The organism is Streptomyces sp. NBC_01433 (genome assembly GCF_026340105.1).
Lineage (GTDB): Bacteria > Actinomycetota > Actinomycetes > Streptomycetales > Streptomycetaceae > Streptomyces.
Genome location: NZ_JAPEPM010000001.1, coordinates 5,621,921 through 5,643,376, shown reverse-complemented (window position 1 = coordinate 5,643,376; position 21,456 = coordinate 5,621,921). Strand labels below are relative to the sequence as shown.

At 71.2% G+C, this 21,456-nt stretch carries 14 protein-coding genes; 6 read left to right on the top strand and 8 right to left on the bottom strand.

Annotated features, from left to right (window positions below; genetic code table 11):
- Positions 1 to 147: 147 nt before the first annotated feature.
- On the top strand, positions 148 to 3,447 hold the full coding sequence (locus tag OG413_RS25395) for a right-handed parallel beta-helix repeat-containing protein (RefSeq protein ID WP_266810356.1): 3,300 nt from the start codon (positions 148 to 150) through the stop codon (positions 3,445 to 3,447).
- 147 nt (positions 3,448 to 3,594) lie between these two features.
- On the opposite strand, the gene OG413_RS25390 is transcribed toward OG413_RS25395, so the two are convergent.
- Positions 3,595 to 4,677: a crosslink repair DNA glycosylase YcaQ family protein gene (locus tag OG413_RS25390; protein ID WP_266809028.1), complete on the bottom strand. Its 1,083-nt coding sequence runs from the start codon at positions 4,675 to 4,677 to the stop codon at positions 3,595 to 3,597.
- A 215-nt stretch (positions 4,678 to 4,892) separates the two neighbouring features.
- Between OG413_RS25390 and OG413_RS25385 the strand changes: the two genes are divergently transcribed.
- The gene (locus OG413_RS25385) at positions 4,893 to 6,281 is read left to right on the top strand and encodes a uracil-xanthine permease family protein (RefSeq protein WP_266809026.1); all 1,389 of its coding nucleotides are present in this window, start codon (positions 4,893 to 4,895) and stop codon (positions 6,279 to 6,281) included.
- Positions 6,282 to 6,339: 58 nt separating this feature from the next.
- Here the strand turns inward: OG413_RS25385 and OG413_RS25380 are convergent, their stop codons facing one another.
- The 7 genes from OG413_RS25380 to OG413_RS25350 form a co-directional block, all read right to left on the bottom strand.
- Complete coding sequence (locus OG413_RS25380; protein WP_266809024.1) at positions 6,340 to 7,515, bottom strand: macrolide family glycosyltransferase; 1,176 nt, start codon at positions 7,513 to 7,515, stop codon at positions 6,340 to 6,342.
- A gap of 232 nt (positions 7,516 to 7,747) precedes the next feature.
- A complete protein-coding gene (locus OG413_RS25375) occupies positions 7,748 to 8,671 on the bottom strand; it encodes a GNAT family N-acetyltransferase (protein ID WP_266809022.1) in 924 nt (307 codons plus the stop codon).
- Complete coding sequence (locus OG413_RS25370) at positions 8,668 to 10,806, bottom strand: peptidase C14 (RefSeq protein ID WP_266809020.1); 2,139 nt, start codon at positions 10,804 to 10,806, stop codon at positions 8,668 to 8,670. Before OG413_RS25370 ends, OG413_RS25375 begins: the two co-directional genes overlap by 4 nt.
- Positions 10,807 to 10,853: 47 nt before the next feature.
- Entirely contained in the window at positions 10,854 to 11,693 is an 840-nt protein-coding gene (locus tag OG413_RS25365; protein WP_073729555.1) for an SDR family NAD(P)-dependent oxidoreductase, read from the bottom strand.
- 225 nt (positions 11,694 to 11,918) lie between these two features.
- Positions 11,919 to 12,764, bottom strand: a complete 846-nt coding sequence (locus tag OG413_RS25360) for an amidohydrolase family protein (RefSeq protein WP_266809017.1) — start codon at positions 12,762 to 12,764, stop codon at positions 11,919 to 11,921.
- Positions 12,761 to 13,948, bottom strand: coding sequence for a mandelate racemase/muconate lactonizing enzyme family protein (locus OG413_RS25355; RefSeq protein ID WP_266809015.1), 1,188 nt, complete (start codon positions 13,946 to 13,948; stop codon positions 12,761 to 12,763). Before OG413_RS25355 ends, OG413_RS25360 begins: the two co-directional genes overlap by 4 nt.
- Positions 13,948 to 15,318, bottom strand: a complete 1,371-nt coding sequence (locus OG413_RS25350; protein ID WP_266809013.1) for an aspartate aminotransferase family protein — start codon at positions 15,316 to 15,318, stop codon at positions 13,948 to 13,950. Before OG413_RS25350 ends, OG413_RS25355 begins: the two co-directional genes overlap by 1 nt.
- Before the next feature lie 312 nt (positions 15,319 to 15,630).
- On the opposite strand from OG413_RS25350, the gene OG413_RS25345 reads away from it, so the two are divergent.
- The 4 genes from OG413_RS25345 (at position 15,631) to OG413_RS25330 (ending at position 21,446) form a co-directional block, all read left to right on the top strand.
- Positions 15,631 to 16,488 (top strand): IclR family transcriptional regulator, encoded by an 858-nt coding sequence (locus tag OG413_RS25345; protein WP_266809011.1) that lies wholly within the window; start codon positions 15,631 to 15,633, stop codon positions 16,486 to 16,488.
- Positions 16,489 to 16,696: 208 nt separating this feature from the next.
- Positions 16,697 to 18,853 (top strand): peptidase C14, encoded by a 2,157-nt coding sequence (locus tag OG413_RS25340; RefSeq protein ID WP_266809010.1) that lies wholly within the window; start codon positions 16,697 to 16,699, stop codon positions 18,851 to 18,853.
- A 35-nt stretch (positions 18,854 to 18,888) separates the two neighbouring features.
- The gene (locus tag OG413_RS25335; RefSeq protein WP_266809008.1) at positions 18,889 to 20,145 is read left to right on the top strand and encodes a Gfo/Idh/MocA family protein; all 1,257 of its coding nucleotides are present in this window, start codon (positions 18,889 to 18,891) and stop codon (positions 20,143 to 20,145) included.
- A gap of 47 nt (positions 20,146 to 20,192) precedes the next feature.
- Entirely contained in the window at positions 20,193 to 21,446 is a 1,254-nt protein-coding gene (locus tag OG413_RS25330; protein ID WP_266809007.1) for an ABC transporter substrate-binding protein, read from the top strand.
- Positions 21,447 to 21,456 lie beyond the last annotated feature (10 nt).

The following is a 21,456-nucleotide window of genomic DNA, read 5'->3' as shown; positions in this document are numbered from 1 at the left end:
CGCGGCCCGGGAATGCCGACCACCATGGCGGGCGACCTGCGGCAACAGGCATGATGAGCCCAGCAGTTTCCCACGCCCTACATGCCGCGCGTCTCCGCCCCGTACCCACGGCGCCGGGGTCCGGGAGGTCAGAACGTGTCACGTCAGATGCTCACCGTCGCCGCCGACGGGACGGGCGACCACCGCACCGTAGGAGAGGCCGTCGCACGGGCCCGCGCCGGAGCGGTCGTCAGCATCGCTCCGGGACGGTACGAGGAGAGCGTGACGGTCCCGGCCGCGATCACCCTGACCGCCGCCGAGGGGCGGGGAACGGTGGAGCTGGCGCCCCGGCGCGGGACGGCGCTGACGCTCACCGGGGACGCCGTGATGGTCAGGGACCTGGTGCTGCGCGGGCACGACGACGAACTGCCGGTGGTCGACGCGCCGCGCGGGCAGCTCGCGATGGACCGGTGCGACGTCCACGGTTCGGCCTGGTCGGCGCTCTTCGCCCGCGACGGCGGGTCGCTGGCGCTGCGTCAGTGCCGGATCAGCAATCCGGCGGGCGCCGGTGTGGTGTCCACCTCCTCGGCCGAGAGCTTCCTGGAGGACTGCGTCGTCGAGCACCTCGGGACGTCCGCCGTGGTGGCCGGTGAGCGGGGGCGGATCACCGCGCGCTCCAGCAAACTGCGGGACACGCAGGGCAACGGGGTGCTCACCAACGGGCAGGCGCACGTCCTGCTGGAGGACTGCGCGATATCGGCGACCGGCAAACCGGGCGTCGCCGTCGAGGAGGACAGTTCGGTCCGGATGGTGCGGGGCACGATCCGCAAGGCCGTCGTCGGGGTCTTCGTGAACAGCGCCGGGCCGGTCGTCCTGGAGGACGTCTCCGTCAGCGATGTCACCGGGCACGGTTTCGTTCTGGGCGGGGGCAGTTCACCGGCGCTGTCGCGTTGCCGTACCGAACGGACCGGCGGACACGGACTGCTGGTGACCGAGCGCAGCCGCGGCGTGTTCGAGGCATGCGTGTTCGCCACCGCCGAGGAGCCCGCGGTACGGGTCACCGGCTTCTCCTCCCCGGTGCTGACGGCCACCGTGGTCCAGGACGCCAAGGGCACCGGGGTGCTGCTCGACGAGGATTCGGCCGCCGAGTTCGACCGTCTGGAGGTCCGGGACTGCGGCGCGTCCGGCATCGTGATCCGCAGCGGCGCCAACCCGCTGCTGCTGCGGGCCGCCGTCATCCGGGCCGGCGCGCACGGCGTGGAGGTCGCCAAGGACGGCAGGGGGCGGCTGGAGGAGAGTGTCGTCGAGGAGTCGGGCGGCTCGGCGGTCCATGTCTCGGGGCACGGCAACCTGTACGTCGGCAAGGGCCGGCTGCGTGCCTCCGCCAAGGCCGGGATCCACATCGGGGCGCTCGGCACGCTCACGCTGCGCGACACCGAGGTCGAGGACTCCGGCGGCGCGGGCGTGCACATCGCGTCCGAGGGTGAAGTTGCCGCCGTGCGCGCCGTGGTGACGGGCTCCGGCGAGCACGGCGTACTGGTGGCCGCGGGCGCGCGGGCGTCCCTCAACGCGTGCGAGGTGACCGGTTCGGGCGCCGACGGCATACGCGTGGAGGGCACCGACGCGGTGTCCCTGACCGGCTGCGCCGTCCGCGGCAACCGGGGCAGCGGGGTACGCCAGTCGGTGGCCGGCGACCGGCTCGCCGTGGAGGGGCTGACCAGCGCGGAGAACGGTTCCGCGGATGCCTGGGGCAGTGCGGAGGGCGCGGCGGCCGCGGGCGACGGACGGCTGCCCGGTGGTACGGCCCCGGCGTCGGCCGAGCCCAAGGCCGGTTCGGGCCCGGTGGCCGAACTGGAGTCGCTGATCGGCCTCGACGAGGTCAAGCAGCAGGTGCTGACGCTGATCAACCTGAACCGGATGGCTCAGCGCAGGGCCAGCATCGGCATGCCCGCCCCGCCGATGAGCCGTCACCTGGTCTTCGCAGGCCCGCCCGGCACCGGCAAGACGACGGTGGCCCGGTTGTACGGCTCCATCCTCGCCTCGCTCGGTGTGCTGCGCTCGGGGCATCTGGTGGAGGTGTCGCGTGCGGACCTGGTGGCGCAGATCATCGGCGGGACGGCCATCAAGACCACCGAGACCTTCAACAAGGCGCTCGGCGGGGTGCTGTTCGTCGACGAGGCGTACACGCTGCTCTCCGACGGCGGCGGCAGCGGGGCCGACTTCGGGCGCGAGGCGATCGACACCCTGGTGAAGCTGATGGAGGACCACCGCGAGGACGTGGTGGTGGTGGCGGCCGGTTATCCGAAGGAGATGACGGACTTCCTGGCGTCCAACCCGGGTCTCGCGTCCCGTTTCACCCGCAGCGTCGAGTTCACCGACTACACCTCGGAGGAACTGGTCACGATCGTGGAGCGGATGTGCACCGGCCACCACTACGAACTGGACGCGGCGGCCCGTACGGCGCTGCGCACCCGTTTCGAGCGGATTCCCCGCGACGCGGGCTTCGGCAACGGCCGGACCGCCCGCAAGGTCTTCGAGGAGATGGTGGACCGGCAGGCGTCCCGGCTGTCCACCCTGCCGGAGGCCGGTGAGCGGGACCTGGCCGTGCTGACCGCGGAGGACGTGGGTGCCCCGGCGGGCGGTTCGCCGGACGACGAGCGGGACGAGGACCCGTTGCTGCGGCTGGACGCCCTGGTGGGTCTGGCGGCCGTCAAGCGTGAGGTCGGCGACCTGGTCAACCTGCTCTCCACCGCGCGGCGCAGGAAGGAGGCCGGTCTGCCCGCGCCCCGGATCAGCAACCATCTGGTGTTCGCGGGCCCGCCCGGCACCGGCAAGACGACGGTGGCCCGGCTGTACGGTGAACTACTGGCGTCCCTGGGCGTGTTGCCGCGCGGCCAGCTCGTGGAGGTCTCGCGCGCGGACCTGGTGGGCCGCTGGGTCGGACACACGGCGCAGCTGACCCGCGAGGTCTTCGAACGGGCCCTGGGCGGCGTCCTGTTCATCGACGAGGCGTACACCCTGACGCCTCCCTCGGGTGCCGGGTCATCGGACTTCGGGCAGGAGGCGGTGGACACGCTGCTGAAGCTGATGGAGGACCACCGGGACGAGGTGGTCGTGATCGTGGCGGGCTACACCGCCGAGATGGACCGGTTCCTGGGGTCCAATCCGGGTCTCGCCTCGCGCTTCCCCCGGCACATCGCGTTCCCCGACTACTCCTCGGACGAGCTGGTCACGATCGTCCGTCAGCACGCGGCCGACAGCGGCTACGAGTGCGCGCCGGGCACGGCCGGCGTGCTGCGGACCTACTTCGAGGGCCTCCCGAGGGGCACGGCCTTCGGCAACGCGCGGCTGGCACGGCAGACGCTGGAGCAGATGATGACCCATCAGGCGGGCCGGCTGAGCACGGTCGCGACGCCGAGCCTGGACGATCTGAGGCTGCTGCTCCCCGAGGACCTTTCCCCGCGCTGAGAACGGTCCCGGTCAGGCCGGGTACGGCAAGGGACTGGGTACAGGCGGGGTCGGGCCAGGCGGGGTGGGGCCAGGTACGGCAGGGGGCCGGGCGGCTCCCCGGGCCGGGTACAACCGGGCCGGGCGGCTCCCGCTACGGGACAGCCCTCAAGCGATGTGCAGACGGGCCTCGGCGGCCCCGCGCGCCTCGGCCACCGTCGCGGCCTCGGCCTCCAGCCGCTTCCTGGTGGACGCCGTCAGCGGCCCGAAGGGCGTGACGGTCAGATCGACCTTCCGCCCGGCTGCCTTGGCACGCCAGGTCCCGGCGGGTTCCGAGCCGACCAGGAGCACGCCGGGAGAGCCGATCGCGCGCCAGATCTCCTTCTCGTGGGATTTCTCCGGGGCGAGCATCCCCCGGTCACGGGCCTGGAGGAACGGATCGCCGGGCGGCAGCAGCCGGACGAGGTCCTGGCGCTCGGCCGTCAGCAGCGCCTCCAGCCGCTCGGCGGGCAGCCAGGCCGGCTTCCCCTCGACCGTCACCTCGGCCAGGTCGTCGGGCCACACCGCCTTGGCCACCGCCGGTTTCACGCCCAGGAACTTCGCGGCGTCGGCGGGTGTGGCCGGTCCGAGGAAGCGCAGATAGGCACGGACCAGAGCGGAGGTCCCGTCGGCCGCCGACGGCAGCGGATAGCCCGGCTCCAGCGGGGAGAGCGTGGTCGTGCCCCGCATGGTGACCCCGATCGCGCCGGGCAGCCCGGCCTGCTGGAAGAGCAGTCCCGAGATGTGCCGCGCATCGCAGGTGGCGCACCAGAACGTCAGTGAGGCGGGCACCGCTGCGCTGACCGCGGTGCTCACCTCCCCCTTGGCCATGGGTCCGGTCACCACGGCACGGAACGCCTCGGCGGTGGCGCGGAAGGCCGCCAGGCCGAGCTTCGCGCCCTCCTTGATCACGGTGGTGCTGATCCGCGCCGTCGCGTCGGCGTCGTCGATCGGCCAGAGCGCGGTCGCGAGAGCGGGGAGGTCCGAACGCCGGTGCAGATGGGGCGCGCCGCGGAACGACCACAGCAGCTCCAGACCGTCGGCGGACGCGCCGCGCGCGGCGAGCGCGAGCCGCGCCGAACCGCTCGGGGTGTCCTGCGCTCCCAGGGCCAGCACCGCGGGCTCGGGAGAGGAGCGGTCGAGCTGGTGCGCCGCGACCCGGTAGGCCAGGACGTGCTCGCGTGACACCGTGTTCCGGTCCGCTCCGCTCACGGCGGGGCCCCTTCCCGCGTGGACGTCCCCGGTGACCGCTTCCCGGCGCACCCGTGCGGGACTCTCCTGCCGCTGTGCCGTAGAACCTACCGGGACACCGCTGCCCTGGCGTCCGGCCACGCGACCCGCGACTAGCATGGCTCCGATCATTTCCGCTGGTGAACCCGGATGTCCGCACCGGGCCGGCACACCGCACAGACCTACAGGGAGCAACCATGAGCCTCGGCGTGCGCTGGACATTGCACGGCGACGGGAAGAACCTGGCACCGGGCGAGGTCGTGAGACCGGACGAACGGCTCACCTGGGGGCGCACCGCCGGTCTGGGCGCGCAGCACGTGGTCTCCATGATCGGGGCCTGCTTCGTCGCCCCCATCCTGATGGGCCTCGACGCCAACCTCGCCGTGATGGCGTCCGGCGTGGCCACCATCCTCTTCCTGCTGATCACCCGTGGCCGTATCCCCAGCTATCTCGGCAGCAGCCTGTCGTTCATCGGTGTGGCCGCCGTGATCAAGACGCAGGGCGGTGACGCGGCGACCCTCACCGGCGCGCTGCTGGTCGTGGGCGCGGTGCTCTTCCTGTGCGGGGCGGTCGTCCGCGCGGTCGGCGCCCGTGTCATCCACGCCGTGCTGCCCCCGGTGGTCACGGGCGCGGTAGTCATGCTCATCGGGTTCAACCTGGCTCCCGTCACGGCAGGCACCTACTGGCCCCAGGACCAGTGGACCGCGCTGCTCACGATGCTCTTCACGGGCTTCGCCCTCGTCGTGCTGCGCGGCTTCTGGTCGCGTATCGCGATCTTCCTCGGGCTGGCCTTCGGGTACGGCTTCTCCTGGATCCTCGACCGTGTCCTCGGCAAGATCCACTCCCCCGCGGGCGGGGCCGAGGCGGTCGACCACTGGCGCCTGGACCTCTCGGGAGTGGGCCGGGCCGACTGGATCGGGCTGCCCTCGTTCCACGCCCCGAGCTTCTCCCTCTCGGCGGTCCTGGTCGCCCTGCCCGTCGTCATCGCGCTCATCGCCGAGAACGCCGGACACGTCAAGGCCGTCGGCGAGATGACCGGCGATCCCCTGGACGACAAGCTCGGTACGGCGATCATGGCCGACGGCGCCGCCACGGTCATGTCGACGTCCGTCGGCGGGCCCGCCACGACCACGTACGCCGAGAACATCGGTGTCATGGCCGCCACCCGTGTCTACTCGACCGCCGCCTACTGGTGCGCCGCCGGTTTCGCGATCCTGTTCGGGCTCTGCCCCAAGTTCGGCGCCGTCGTGGCCGCCATTCCGGGCGGCGTCCTCGGCGGCATCACCGTCATCCTCTACGGCATGATCGGCCTGCTGGGCGCCCAGATCTGGGTCCGGTCCCGCGTCGATCTCACCAACCCCCTGCACCTGGTGCCGGTGGCCGCGGGGCTCATCGTCGGGATCGGCAACGTCAGCCTGAGCCTCACCGACAACTTCGAGCTCAGCGGCATCGCGCTGGGTACGTTGATCGTCGTCATCGGCTACCACGCGCTGCGCGTCCTGGCCCCCGCGCACATGACGGACGAGCCGCCGCTCGGCGAGTCGGGCGAGCAGGGGTACGACCGGGGCCGGCCCGACCCGTCCTGATCCTCCCTGTGCCGGTTGCCCGGAGGACCGGCCGCCGGCTCCGGGAGGAACGTACGGCTCATCCCAGTTCGGCCTCGATGAGGTCGGCGGCCCGCCGGGTGCCGCCCTCGGCCAGCGCCTCGGCGCGCAGTTCGGCCGAGCGGCGCCGCACCCGCGGATCGGCGGTCAGCTCCAGCAGGGCCGAGCGCAGGGCGTCGGCGGTGGCATCGGCGGTGTCGATGCGCCGGGCCACGCCGAGCGCCACGAGCCGGTCGGCGTTGGAGAACTGATCGGCGGCCTGCGGCACGGCGATCATCGGCACGCCCGTGGAGAGCCCCTCGCTGCTGCCGCCCATGCCCGCGTGCGTGAGGAACGCGTCGGCCCGCGCCAGGATCGCCGGCTGCGGCACCCAGCTGTGCACCTCCACGTTGGCGGGGACGGGCCCCAGCTCCGCGGCATCGGTGTGCCTGCCGATCTGGAGGACCACGTGCCAGCCCGGCAGATCGCCGAAGGCCGCCAGGCACTGCCGGTAGAACTCCGGCCGGTTCGTGAAGGCGGAGCCCAGCGAGATCAGCAGCACCTTCCCGGCGTCGGCCGGGCGGGTCCAGTCGCCCTGGTCGCAGCGGTCGCCGAGGCAGGGGCCCACGAAGCTGACCACATCGGTGTCCACGCGGTCCGCGTTCGGCTGCATGGCCCGGGGGATCGTGGCGACGGCCCTGGACGGAAGGCCGGAGAAGGCGTCCACGTCGGTCGTGAGCGCCCCGTTCCCGGCCAGCCAGGCGGCGAACTTCTCCCGGTACGCGTCGGCGCCCGGAAGCCGCTTCAGCTGCTCCCCGACCTCCTGCTCGTATCCCTTCCACGCGACAAAGGCCGGGGACAGCTGCACGACCGGCCGGCCCTGCGCCTCGGCGAGCGCGCGGCCGCCGTAGGAGCCGATGTCGTACAGGTACAGGTCGGCGGGGTCCTCGCCGTACGCGGCGCGCAGCTGGGGAAGCGCCTGAATGGCGTCGTCGAGGAAGAGGGTCATCGCCGCGACGGGGTCCTGCGGCCAGTTGTTGTCCGCGATGGGCAGGGTGGTGGTGACCGGGACGAACTCGGCGCCGGTGGCCGTGATCGGATCGGAGACGGCCGGGTCGTCCGCGTACGTCACCCGGTGTCCACGGGCCACGAGTTCACGGATGACCTCAAGGCCGGGCAGGACGTGACTGATGATGGGGCTGCCGATCATCGCGATGTGGTGGCGGCGACGGGACATGACGGACCACTCTTCTCTGTTCTACGGCGTATCGACTCCACGGCGTACCGACGTGTCGACCGGGCCCACGCCGACCGTAGAGGTGCGGAAAGTACGTGGACCGGACAGTAACGTCCCCCGGCCCGGTCCGGGTCAACGTCCCCGCACCCCCCGCACCCCCCGCGCCGGACGGCCGCCCCCACAAGCAGTGGGAAGGAACCGGCGCTTGGCCGGTTCCTCGCCGTCCCACGGATCAGAAGCAGTCGCCGCACCAGTGGACCGCGCCGGGGGCGGTGACCGTGTCCCGGACCTCCGCGGCCGTCGCGAGCAGCGGCCGGGCCATCCCCACGTACTCGTCCACGGAGCGCGGCTCCACGAGGAGCGCGGACCACGCGTCGGCGGTACCGGGCAGCCGGACCCGGGCGTGGGTGAGCCCCGCCGCGCGGGCCCGGTCGGCGACCGCTCCGAGCAGGTCGTCCAGGCACCCGGCCGCGCCCGCGAACTCCTGTACCTCCGCGCGCTCCCGTCCGTACCGCGCCACGAGCCAGCCGACGACGGCGCCCGTCGCCGGGTCCTCGGCCACCAGTGACCGTTCCGGCGGGCCGTACCAGGCGGGTACGCGGACCGCCCAGTCCTCGGGGGCGCGCAGCGAGGTCAGGGGCCGGGTCGCGTTGGCGGCGGCATGTAGGCCCGCCACCGCCGCCCGGTCCGCTTCCGTGGCCTCGCGGACCCGGTACGCCCCGGTGGGCGCCGCCGCCGTGATCGTCCCTTCGGTGTACGTGCCGCGGAACTCCTGCCAGCCCGAGCCCCGGTACACCCCGGGGGTGCCGGTGAACAGCAGGGACCAGGCGCACTCCTCGGCCACCATGGTCCGCTCGGCCTCCGCGAGCAGCCGCCGTACGAGTCCCCGGCCGCGGGCCTCCGGCCGGGTGGCGACGCTGCCGATGCCGCCGACGCGCCGCGGGGTGCCGTGCGCGTCCCGGATCAGGCGCGGTACGTAGACCACGGCCGCGTCGATGCCGCCGTCCGGGCCTGACTCCGCGACGAAGGTACGGCGGTGGCGGTCCGGGTCCAGGGCGTGCAGGGCGGTGATCTGCGGGGCGTCGAAGCAGGTGTCCCACAGGGCGCGCAGCGCGGGTTCGTCGGCGGGAGTGGTGGTCCGCAGCTGTACGGTCACCGGAGGAGGTTCCCGTCCGTGCGGGCCGAGTCACCGCTCTGCGGCATCGCGGTGCGCCGGGTGCCGTGCTCCACGCAGGTGGTGTGCAGCGCGGAGGCCAGGGCGGTGGGTGCCAGATGGAGCACGCCGCCGGTGAAGCGGCTGCCGGTCGCCGCGTAGTGGTTGGTGCCGTCCTCGATGCGGACATGGGCCGTCGCGGCGTCGGTGGTGGAGCTGTTGAGGGCCGTGATGTCCCAGGTGACGGTGCCCGGACCCGCGGCGCGGCCGAGGAACGCCCTGGCCTTGTTGCTGCCGGTGAACCGGGCGCCCGAGGTGACGGTGACGGACTGGTCGCGTACGGCGCTGACTTCGAAGCCGGTGTTCCCGTAGCTGCCGCCGTCGATCCTGAGGTCGGCCGAGCCCACGGAGAGCGGGGCCGCGTCGTCGGCCCCGGTGACCGTGCAGTCGGTGAAGCGCACGGGCCCGGCGCCGCGCAGGATCGCCCCGTCGACACCCTTGAACGTGCAGCGCACGAAGTGGACGGGGGCGGTGACCGGGGTCTGGACGAGGACCGCTCCGGCGGGCGGTTCGAAGGAGCAGTCGCTGATGACGGTGGGCCGGGTGGAGCGGGCGGAGCGCTGGGCGACGGCGAAGGTCTTCGCGGTGCAGCCGCGCACCTGCGCGCCGTCCGCGTTCACCGTGAGGGTGCCGGCCTGGTCGAACGTCGGGCGGGCGATCACCGTGATGTCTTCGAGCGTCAGATCAGTGATCTTGGTGTTCGCGGTGAACCAGGAGCAGACATGCCGGCGCACCGTGATGCGTTTGGCCGATATCCCCCACTGTGCACCGGAGTTGGCGATGTCCATCAGCCCGGAGTTGCCGTCGAAGAGCAGGTCGTGCTCGTACTGGCCGTGGGTGGTGAAGGGGTTGCCGCCCGCGTCGTCGCCGTCGCCGTGGCAGTTGACGACGGTGCAGTAGGCGGAGGCGGTGAGGTCGTTGAGGTGGCGGACGTTGCTGGTGGTGCAGTCGGCGACCCGTCCGTACAGGCAGTAGATCTGCTGGGTGAGATAGCCCGCGCCGCCGTACTCGACGGTCGGCGGGTTCTTCAGGGAACACTGTTCGGTACGGAACCGGGTGCACCAGCGGCGCATGATGACCGGCCAGAAGCTGCCGGTGGCGTGGATGCCGGAGACGTCGCACCCGACGGCGTACTCGTAGCTGACGGGGTGCGAGCCGGTGTACTCGTCGTCGCCCGCGCCCTCGAAGTCCATGTTGCGGACATGGGCGTTCACGACCGGCTCGACACGCCTCCAGGTCAGCCTGCGCCCGGCGGCCAGCTCCCAGCCGTTGAGGTAGCCGATCCTGATGTGGGTGGCGTCGATGATCTCGGTGATCTCGACCAGCTTCTGTAGCTCGCGCTCGTCCGCGCCGCCGCCCTCGACCGGGGCGACCTGCACGGCCCACCACTGGCCGACCGCGAAGGCTTTGGCGTCCGGGACCGGGAAGGTGTCGGTGAGTTCGATGACCTTGGCGGCCAGCGCGTGCTCGACCGTGGTGTCGGTGGTGGTGCCGCGGAAGGAGAGGACGGCGCCGAAGGGGTTGTCGTGGATGTTCTTCTCGATGCCTTCGGTGTGGATGTGGTGGCCGCCGAAGTCGAGTTCGATGTGGGAGCGGGTGAAGAGGTGGCGTCGGGTGAACAGGAGGTCGGTGTGGGCTTCGATGCGGTGGATGGTGGGGTCGTTGACCATGGCGTCGAGTGCGGTGTCGGCGGGGGTTGTGGCGTCGTGGTGTCCGAAGGTGCGGAAGTCGACGGTGCCGGTGTGGAGTTGGTGCCAGCGGCCGGTGGTGGGGTTCTTGGCGGGGGTGATGACGGTGCCGCCGTTGTGGGTGGCTGTGGAGGTTTTGTTCCAGCGGACGGTCATGGCTCCGCCGTCGGCGGGGGTGTGGTGGCCGGCGACGAGGACCACGGTGCCCTCGGTGAGGTGTTGGGTGTTCAGGGCGCGCAGTGCGGTGACGGTGTCGACGCGCTGGATGTCGGTGGTGTGTCCGGGAGCGGCCTGCGCGGAGCCGGAGGCCACGGCCGAACCGGCCACGACCAGACCGGCAAGACCCGAGGCCCGCAACAGACGACGGCGTGACGATGCTGGGACTGACATGACGGAGGTGCTCCTCGCGTTGCCGTGGGACCGGATGACCGATGACGTCAGATCGTGTTGCGGTAGGGCGGCATGAACCTCATGCGGGGCATCTGGTCGGCGAGGACTCCCCCGTCGACGACGATCCGCGCCCCGGTGAGGTAGGCGCCCGCGTCCGAGGCCAGCAGCAGCAGCGCGCCCACGCACTCGTCCGGGCGCGCGTAGCGGCCGAGCGGGATGCGCTCGCGGTACGCGGATTCGAAGGCTTCCCGGTCGAAGGGGAATTCGCCGTCGATGGGTGTCTCGACCATGCCGGGTGCCAGGGTGTTGGCCGTGATGCCGTGCGGGGCGAGTTCGACGGCCAGGGTTTCCGTGAGCAGTTGGGCGGCGGCCTTGGAGGCGTTGTAGTGGGCAAGTCCGGCCTCCGCCACCAGGGCGTTCTTGGAGGTGATGGTGATGATGCGGCCCGCGACGCCGTCCGCCGTCATGTGTTCGGCGATGCGCTGGCTGAGGAAGAAGACCGCGTCGACGTTGACCCGCATGATGTGCGACCAGCTCGCGGGGGTGATCTCGTTGAAGCGTTCCAGGGCTGCCGTGCCCGCGTTGTTGACCAGGATGTGCAGCGGTCCGGTCTCGGCCCGTACGGTGTCGGCGAACCCGGCCAGCGCGTCGATGTCGGCGAGGTCCTGCCCGTACGTCCAGGTCCGGCGGCCGAGTGCGTCGATGGCCGCCGCGGTCTCGGTGATCCCGTCGGCGCCGGGCAGGTCGACGAGGACCACGTCGGCGCCCGCCTCGGCGAGGCCCACGGCGAACGACCGGCCCAGGCCGCGGGCGGCCCCGGTGACGAGGGCGGTGCGGCCGGTGAGGTCGAAGCGCTCGGTGCCGCGGGGCGGTACGGCTGCGGTCATGGCGGGTTCCTCCAGGCGGAGTGGTACGGGGAGGTTGGCCGCCGCGCCGGACCAGGGAAGGGAGCGCGGCGGCCCTGCTGCCGGCCGGTGCCCTGGGACGGGGGGCGTCCCGGCTCCAGGCCGACAGGTCGGAGGGAACGGCGGGCCGCAGGGTGCGGTCCGGCCGTTCGGGGGGAAAAACGGCGGGCCGTCGGATACGGTCCGGCCGTTCGGGGAACGGCCCGGTCAGCCGTTCAGGCCCAGCAGGTCCAGCGACGGGCGGTGGATGATCTCCTCCACCTTGTCCGCGTCGAGGGGCGGCAGCCCGGGGATGCCGGGGATGCGGGCGATCTCCCGCAGCCCCTTCACCGAGTCGTCGACCGTCGTGAACGGGTAGTCGCTGCCGAACATCACCTTGTCGAAGACCCCGTAGTCCTGGACCAGCCGCAGGCTGTGCCAGAGCTGGAAGGGCCGGTAGTGCAGGGCGCTGATGTCCGCGTACACGTGCGGGTGCTTGCGGATCACCGCGATGCACTCGCCCTCGAAGGGGTGGCCGAGGTGGGCGAGGACCATGCGCAGTTCCGGATGGCGGATGGCGACCGCGTCCAGGTGGCGCGGCATCGCCCATTCCAGCGGGGCGTTCGACACGAAGGTGGTGCCGGTGTGGACGAGGAGCGGCAGCCCGTGCCGTTCGGCGTAGGCGTACAGCTCGTCGTACTCCTCGGCGGCCGGGTCGAAGCCCGCGTACATCGGCATCAGTTTGATGCCGCGCAGACCGAGCTCCTGGTGGCCGTAGCGGAGTTCGTCCTGCCAGCCGGGCTGGGTGGGGTCGAGGGAGAGGTAGCCGATCAGCCGGTCGGGGTGCTTCCCTACGTACGACGCCACGGCGGCGTCGTCGACCCAGAGTCCGCTGCGGCGGGCCTTGCCGCCGACGACGACGGTGCGGGTGGACGCGGGCGCGGTGGCGGCGTAGTCCTCCCACTTCACCGTCAGGTCGACCTCACCCTCGTGGGCGCGGGCGGAGTCGGAGCTGAAGGGTTCGGTGAAGTCGTGGCTGTGCCGGAAGAGGTGCGAGTGGACGTCGATGATCATGTCCGGTTCCGCTTCTCCCAGCCGTCCGCGAACATGTTCCAGAAGCGGTGGCTGGGCGGGTGTTCCTCGAAGACCTCGTCGACGAGTTCGACTCCGAGACCGGGGGCGGTCGGCAGGCCGATGTGGCCGTCCGCCATCGGCAGGGTGCCCTTCAGGGCGTCGAACACGAAGGGCTCCAGGAGCCCGTCGAAGGTTTCGAGGATCTTGAAGTTGGGGATTCCGAGCGCCGCGTGGACGGAGACGGTGGTGCAGAGCGGCGAGTTGGAGTTGTGCGGGGCGACGAGCATGCCGTGGGTATCGGCGATAGCGGCCAGTTTCCTCACCTCGGTGAAGCCGCCGGCCATCGACAGGTCGGGCTGGATGATGTCGACCGCGTGGGTGGCGAAGAGCTGCTTGTACTCGTAGCGGTTGTGGAAGTGCTCACCGCCGGAGATCGGGAAGGCGGCGCGCTGACGCAGTTCCGCGTACCGCTCGATGTGGGTCCAGGGCATCGGCTCCTCGAACCAGCCGATGTCGAAGGGCTCCAGCTCGCGCACCAGCCGTGCCGCGGTCGGCATGGCGAAGCGGGCGTGGCCCTCGATGAAGAGGTCGGTGTCGGGGCCGATGGCCTCGCGGACGGCGGCCACGAGGTCGATGGAGCGGCGCAGTTCGGCGCGCTCCAGCTCGTGCAGTCCGGGGCCGAACGGGTCGAACTTGAGCGCGGTGAAGCCCTTGGCCACGGTCTCCTTCGCCTTGGCCGCGAAGGTCTCGGGCTCCCGCTCGCCGGTGTACCAGCCGTTGGCGTAGACGCGTACGGTGTCGCGGCAGGCGCCGCCGGTCAGGCGGTACGCGGGCACGCCGAGCGCCTTGCCCATCAGGTCGTACATGGCCTGGTCGAGGCCGGACAGGGCGACGCCGCCCATGTCGCCGCCGCGCAGGAAGTCGCCCTGGTAGACGCGGAGCCAGAGCTCCTCGATGTCGAAGGGATCGGCGCCGATGAGGTGCCGCCGGGCGATCGCCTCGGTGAGGGCGCAGACCTCACGTACCCGGTAGGGGTGGGTGATCTCGCCGATGCCGCTGAGGCCCTCGTCGGTGTGGACCCGGACGTAGCCGAAGTCCCGCCAGGAGGTGCCGAGCATCAGGGTCTCGACGCGGGTGATCCGTCCGGCGGGGCCGGCCGGGCGGGTGCGGTTGACGGTCAGCATCAGAGGGTCGCTCCGCCCATGGTGGAGGTGTTCTCCAGGTCGCGGGCGCCGCCCTCGGCGAGGACCGCGGTGACGGCCGCCTCGGTGCCCTCGATCAGACGGTCGACGTCGGCGTCGGTGTGCGCGTAGCTGATGTGGCTGCGCTTGAGGTTGAGCGGCAGCTCGAACAGGCCGTGGTCCAGCAGCTTGCGGCGGTAGCCGACGAAGAGCGAGGCGTCGTTGTTCAGGAGGTCGGCGTACGTACGGGGGGCCTCGCCCGGCATGAAGTAGCTGACGAAGACGGAGCCGTATCCGGTGACGACCGCCGGGACGCCGAGGCGTCCGTACAGGGCGGTCAGTTCGGTACGGACGCGGTCGCCGAGCCGGAAGACATGGTCGTGGACCGGCTCCTCGCGGAGTTTGCGCAGGGTGGCCAGCGCCGCGGCGACGACGGACGGGTGTCCGTTGTACGTACCGGCGAAGAACGCGGGGGCGCCGGGGCGGGTGGAGAAGAGGTCCATCAGGTCGGCGCGGCCGCCGATCGCGCCGACGGGGGCGCCGTTGGCGATGGCCTTGCCGAGGGTGGTGAGGTCGGGGGTGACGCCGGAGATCTGCTGCCAGCCGCCGATGCTGTGGCGGAAGCCGGTGATGACCTCGTCGAAGATCAGGATGCTGCCGGCCCTGGTGGTCTCCTCGCGCAGCGTGGTGAGGAACTCCTGGTACGGCAGGAGGGCGCCGACGTTGTGCGGGACGGGTTCGACGATGACGGCGGCGATGTCGGAGCCGTGCTCGGCGAAGGTGCGGCGGACGGCCTCGCTGTCGTTGAACGGCAGGACGAGGGTGGCTTCGAGGACCTCGGGCAGGATGCCGGTGGAGATCGGGTCGTGGCCGCCGACCTTGTCCGGGGCGGAGATGACGTTGAGGCTGACCGAGTCGTGCCAGCCGTGGTAGCAGCCCTGGAACTTGACGACGAGGCGGCGGCCGGTGGCGGCGCGGGAGACGCGCAGCGCGTGGAACGTGGCCTCGCTGCCGGTGCTGGTGAGCAGGACCTTCTGGATCGAGGGGATCAGCTCGGTGAGCTGTTCGGCGAGGAGGACCTCGCCCTCGGTGACGCCGACGCCCATGTGGCCGAGAGTGGCGCCCGCTTCTGCGGTGGCGCGGGCCACGTCGGGGTCGTTGTGGCCGAGCAGCGGCGGGCCGAACGCCGAGTGGAAGTCGGTGTACTCGCGTCCGTCGGCGGTACGGAACCGCGCGCCGTCGGTGCCGGTGACCACCAGGTCGGTCAGTCCGGGAACGCTGCGCTGACCGCTGTTCACGCCGCCGGGTACGACCTGGCGGGCGCGCTCGGCGAGTCGGGCTCCGGATTCGTTGCCCACCGGGCCTGAACTCATGGTGCTTGCTCCTTGCGTCGAGAGTCGTCGGTTTTCGCGGACCCTGCCCGGCCCGTGAGTCCCTGGCGCCATCCGCCCGGCAGTCGCCGCAGGAAGAGGGTGATCCGTGGTGCTCGTGTTGCTGCGTCTCAGATTTTCAAAACACTGTTCTGTAGAGCAGAACAGTGCCTGGATATTACGTCCGCCCCCGAGGGCGGTCAACCCCCTTCCGGACAACAGAACGCCGATTACTGGCCTTTCCTGGGCCCTCATAGGACCTTCACGGTCACGAAGGGCCCAGCCGAACCCCGACAGGCACTACGCTGTTCTGCTATGACGAACAGTGCTGCCCAAGAAGAACCGAAGTACTGGGTCAAGAGCGTGGCCAGGGCAGCGGACATCCTCGAAGCGCTCGCCACTCCCTCGCAGGGGAACGGCCTGAGCGTCACCGAGGTCGGCCAGGTCTGCTCCATCTCCAAGAGCGCGGCCTTCGGCATGCTCCAGACCCTGCGCGCCTACGGCCTCGTCTCGGACGACGGCGAGGGAATGAACCGGCGCTACCGGCTCGGCATGAGCCTGGCCAGGCTCGGCGACCGGGCCCGCTCCCAGGTGTCCCTGCGCGGTGTCGCCCACCCGGTCCTGCGTGACCTCACCGGCCTCACCGGCATGGCCTCGCGGCTCGCCGTGCCAGAGGACGGGCACGCCGTGGTGGTGGACCAGGTCGAGCTCGACCAGCGGGTCCGGCTGGACCTGCGGATGGGCCAGCGCGAGCTGCCGCACTGCACGGGCCTGGGCAAGGCCCTGCTGTCCGCCGTGGGGCAGAGCGAGGCCGCCGCGGTCATCGAGCGGTTCGGACTGCCCCGCCGCACGGCACGGACCATCACCGATCCGGCCACGTTCCTGTCCCACCTGCGCGACATCGCCCGGGTCGGCTACGCCCTGGACGACGAGGAGGACGCCGAGGGCATCATCTGCATCGGCGCACCGGTCTTCGACGACCGTTCGGTGTGCGCGGGCGCGGTCAGCATCACCGGACTGAAGCTCGGCCTGCCGGCCTGGCGCTACCAGGAACTGGGAGGCCAGGTACGCGACGCGGCGCGGCGGATCAGCCGGTCGCTGGGCTGGATCGACGACGCGGCGGAGGACTCCTCCGACGCCACCCGGGACGATTCCGACGCGATCAGGTCTTGACCGATCGGCATCACCGGCCGTAGGTTCCCTGCCAACCCCGGTGACACCCACAGGTCACCGGTGATTTACCCCTTCCGGCCCGCTTCCGACACCTGCCCATCGTGTCGTGGACATCCGACGGCCGGACCCTTTTGAGCCATCCGCCTCATGGCAGTCCCCCGCAGGAACGCTCCCTCGTTTTCGGCACTTCTCGGAAGGCGAAGTCCGCATGAGCGTTCCCACCAGTCCCACTCCCGCGCAGTCCAGCCGCCGTCGTCTGTTGCGGGCCTCGGGTCTCGCCGGTCTGGTCATGGCCGGTTCGGCCGTGGCCTCCGGCTCCGCGCAGGCCGCTCCCGGACACGCCGCCGACATCACCCGCGTCGACACCGTCACCGCACTGCGCGCCCTGAACACCCAACACCTCACCGAGGGCACCGTGGTCCTCGTCGCCGGCCACCACACCCCCGCCGACGGCGGAGCCATGACCGTCCGCTGGAACAGGACCTCCAAAGCCCCCCACAACGGCGGCACCGTCATCACCCCCGCCAAGAACCCCACCACCGGACGCTGGCACCAGCTCCACACCGGCACCGTCGACTTCCGCACCTTCGGACACTTCGACGCCACAACCCCCGCCGACACCGCACTCGACGCGATGGTCCACGACCTCACCATCCACCGCATCGAAGCCCACACCGACCTCCTGTTCACCCGACGCCACCTCTTCACCCGCTCCCACATCGAACTCGACTTCGGCGGACACCACATCCACACCGAAGGCATCGAGAAGAACACCCACGACAACCCCTTCGGCGCCGTCCTCTCCTTCCGCGGCACCACCACCGACACCACGCACACCCACAAGCTGGGCGCGCCGATGCCGGACCTGTCCGACCTCTTCGAGGTCGGCGACTCGGGGAAGTTCGCGGTCGGCCAGTGGTGGGCCGTGGAGACCGACGCGCTGGCGGGGAAGTACGAGAAGGAGATCCAGCGGCTCGTCCAGGTCACCGGGATCGTCGACGCCACGCACATCCGGGTCAACTACCAGATCGGCTGGGACCTGGCCGCGGGGCGCACCCTGAGCTGGACCCGTATCGAGCCCGTCGACCGCGCCCACGTCCGCAACATGGTCTTCCAGGGCTGGGGCGAGGACGAGATGACCGGCTCGCATCCGGTCGCGTACGAGTACGCGGTGCGCTGCGACGTCTCCGGGATCGAGGCCATCGGCACCTTCTGGCCGGTGGTGATGCGCCGCTGGTGCACCTACTACCGCACCGAGCAGTGCTCGCTGACCAACCCCAAGTCCGTCACCTACGGCGGGGCGGGCTACCTCACCCAGCAGATCTACTGCCTGTACGGGCACGTGGAGGACTGTCACACCTCCAACGCCCGTCACCTCAACGACTTCACGGCCTCCGCCTACTGCTACGTGACCAACTGCCACGGCGACGGTGACGACGAGGGCCCGTTCGTGACGCACGGTCAGTTCGAGCACGATCTCGTCTACACCGGCAACTCCGGGCTGATGACGTTCGCCAACTCCGGTGCCGCGTGGGGCGGCAGGGCCAAGCGGATCACGGTCCGCAGGCACTCCTGTTCCTGGTTCGTGGCCCGGGTCAAGATCACCGATCTGACCCTGGAGGACGTGCTCGTCGTCGGCAAGAAGTCGCTCGCCGGCTCCGGAATGCTCTGGGTCAACGCGGACGGTGTGCAACTGCGCGGCTGCACCGCCACCGGTCCGCTGATCGTCTCCCGCGCCTCGGACCTCTCCACCCGCCCCAATGTGATCGCCGACTCCTCGTTCGCGTTCGCCGCGGGTGCCGAGATCACCCAGGCCAGTGTCTCCGCCCCGGTGACGATCGCGCGGACCGTGCTCAAGGGCGTCGACGGCGCGGTGTTCAACGGCACCGGGCCCCTCGTGCTCGACCAGTGCACGCTGTCCGGCTCGAAGGACACCGCGCCCGTCTCCCTCGCGCACACGGACATCACGGTGCTCGGCGGCGAACTCCGCGACACGGGACTGAAGCTGACCTCGGCGAAGGACCAACGGCTGCGGGCCGACGGCACCCGGATCAACGGCACCAACAAGGACGGCGCGCTCCTCTCCCGTACCGGAGCCGGCCGGGCCGTCGACTGGCAGCTGACCGGGCTCGACTCCACCGCCCCCGGGGGCACCGCCCATCTGCGCCTCGCCGAGGGCCCCAACCGCTACCGGGCCACCGGGTGCACCTTCACCGGTGGCGGGCTCGACCTGCGGCCCGCGGCCTTCGCCGGTTCCGACAGCCATCTGCTGCACACCGGCTGCGTCGAGAACGGCACCGAGCGCACCGCGCTGCCCGACGAGGGCGACCGCGTCGCCCACACCGCGGCCAATCTGCGCTTCTGAGCGCCCCGACCACTGAGTCCGAGGAGGTAATCCCCGTGTCCACGCATACCCCGATCACCGGCCGGCCCGTACGGGTCGCCCTCGTCGGCGCCGGTAACCGCGGTCTGACGTACGCCGAGTGGATCAAGGCCCACCCGGAGCGCGCCGAACTCGTCGCCGTCGCCGACCCGCGTCCGGCCGCGCGGGCCGCCGCGGGCGCCCCCGTCGAATTCGACGACTGGCGGCCGCTCGTCGAGAACCGCGTCGCCGACGCCGTCATCGTCGCCACCCAGGACCGCTTCCATCTGGAGCCCGTACTGGCCCTGGCCGGGGCCGGGTACGCGATCCTCGCCGAGAAGCCGCTCGCCCCGACCGAGGACGAGACCCGGCGGATCGTCGAGGGCGTGGAGCGGGCCGGAGTCCTCTTCGCCGTCTGCCACGTCATGCGGTACACGCCCTACACCGACCTGGTGAAGGGCGTGGTGGACTCCGGCGTCCTCGGCCAGCTGGTCTCCCTCGACCACCTGGAGCCGGTCGGCTGGTGGCACTACGCGCACAGCTATGTGCGTGGCCCGTGGCGCAGCGAGAAGGACTCGTCCCCGATGCTGCTCGCCAAGTCCTGCCACGACCTGGACTGGATCACCTATGTCATGGGCGGCCGGATCGAGCAGGTCACCGGATTCGGCGGGCTGAAGCACTTCCGGCCGGAGAACGCCCCGGCCGGGTCCGCCGACCGCTGTCTGGACTGCGCGGTGGAGTCCGACTGCCCGTACAGCGCGCTGAAGCTGTACATGCCCACGCTGCGCGAGAAGGGCGCGGTCTGGCCGGTCACCCATGTCACCGAGGCGACGGACGAGGCCGGGCTGGTGCAGGCGCTGCGGGAGGGCCCGTACGGCGTCTGCGCCTACCGCGGCGACAACGACGTGGTCGACCACCAGGTCATCGCCATGCAGCTGACGGACGGGGTGACCGCGACCTTCCAGATGGTGGCGTTCACCGAGCAGACCCACCGGCAGACCCGGATCTTCGGCTCGCACGGCTGGCTGCGCGGTGACGGTGAGCGGGTCACCGTGCAGGACTTCCGGACGGGCGCCACAACCGTCCATGAACTGGGCGAGTCCGGTTCGAACGCGGCCGACGGGCACGGCGGCGGGGACGCCGCGCTGGTCGAGGCGTTCGTCACCGCTGTCGCCACCGGGGATGCCGGGGCCGTCCGCTCCGGCCCCGCCACTTCGCTCGGCAGCCATCTGGCGGCCTTCGCCGCCGAACGCGCCCGCCACACCGGCACCGTCCAGCAGGTGCCCCTCGCATGACACCCCCTTGTCCCGGCACCACCCTCACGTCCTCGGAGGACTCCCTCATGTCCCGTGTTCTGAAGCGCCGTTCCAGAGTCCGTGCCCTCGCCGCCCCGGTCCTCGCCACCGCGCTGGCCACCGGTGTGCTGGCCGGCTGCTCCAGCGACAGCGACGGCAACACCGTCACCATGTGGACCTACCCCGTCATCTTCGACGAGGCCAAGAACAAGGCCTACTGGGACGGTCTCGTCAAGGCGTTCGAGAAGGAGCACTCCGGCGTCACCGTGAAGGTGGAGACCTTCCCCTGGGCCAACCGCGACACCGCGCTGGCCACCGCGATCGCCTCCGGCAAGGGCCCGGACGCCGTCTACCTCATCCCGGACCAGCTGCCCAAGTACGCCAAGAACATCGTCCCGGCCGACGACTACATGCCGGCCGGTGCCGAGGCGGACTACACCGACTTCGCGCTCAAGTCCGTGGAGTACGACGGCAAGAAGCTCGGCACCCCGGTCCTGACCAGCGCCAACCCGCTGATCTGCGACAAGCGGGTGTTCTCCGCCATCGGTGAGACCTCCTACCCCACGAGCTGGGCGGAGCTGGAGGCACTGGCCCCGAAGCTGAAGGACAAGGGCTTCTACGCCACCAGCTACAGCGGTGACACCCAGCAGACGCTGAACATGACCTTCTACCCGCTGCTGTGGCAGGCGGGCGGCGACGTCTTCTCCGAGGACGGCAAGAAGGTCACGTTCAACGACGCCGCCGGGGTCAAGGCGCTGACGTACCTGAAGAAGCTGGTCGAGGGCGGCTACACCGACAGGGACCTGGTCACCACGACGCCGAAGCTGGAACAGACCCCGGTCGCCAAGGGCAAGGTCGCCTGTACCTGGCAGAACACCCCGGCCGACGTCGAGCCCTTCTGGGGCAAGGAGAACATCGTCGTCCAGCCGCCGCTGAAGGAGACCGAGTCCATCGGTTACGGCACCGTGGGCGCCCTGTCGATGCTGAAGGGCGCCGACAAGAAGAACACCGGCGACTGGCTGAACTTCGTCGCCGAGTCGAAGAACGCGGCCGGCCTCCAGACGGGCGCGGGCTACTTCCCCGCCCGTAGGTCCGGCGGCGACCTCTACCCCGGCGACGCCCTGCAGAAGGCCGTCGGCGACACGCTGCCGAGCATGACCGTGGGCCCGCTGGAGGACAAGTCCCGCGAGGTCATGGGGGTGCTGGCGCCGGAGATCCAGGCGGCGCTGCTGGGCAAGAAGAGCCCGCAGCAGGCACTCGACGACTCGGCGAAGGCCGCCCAGGCGATGCTCGGCCGCTAGCCCGTGACAG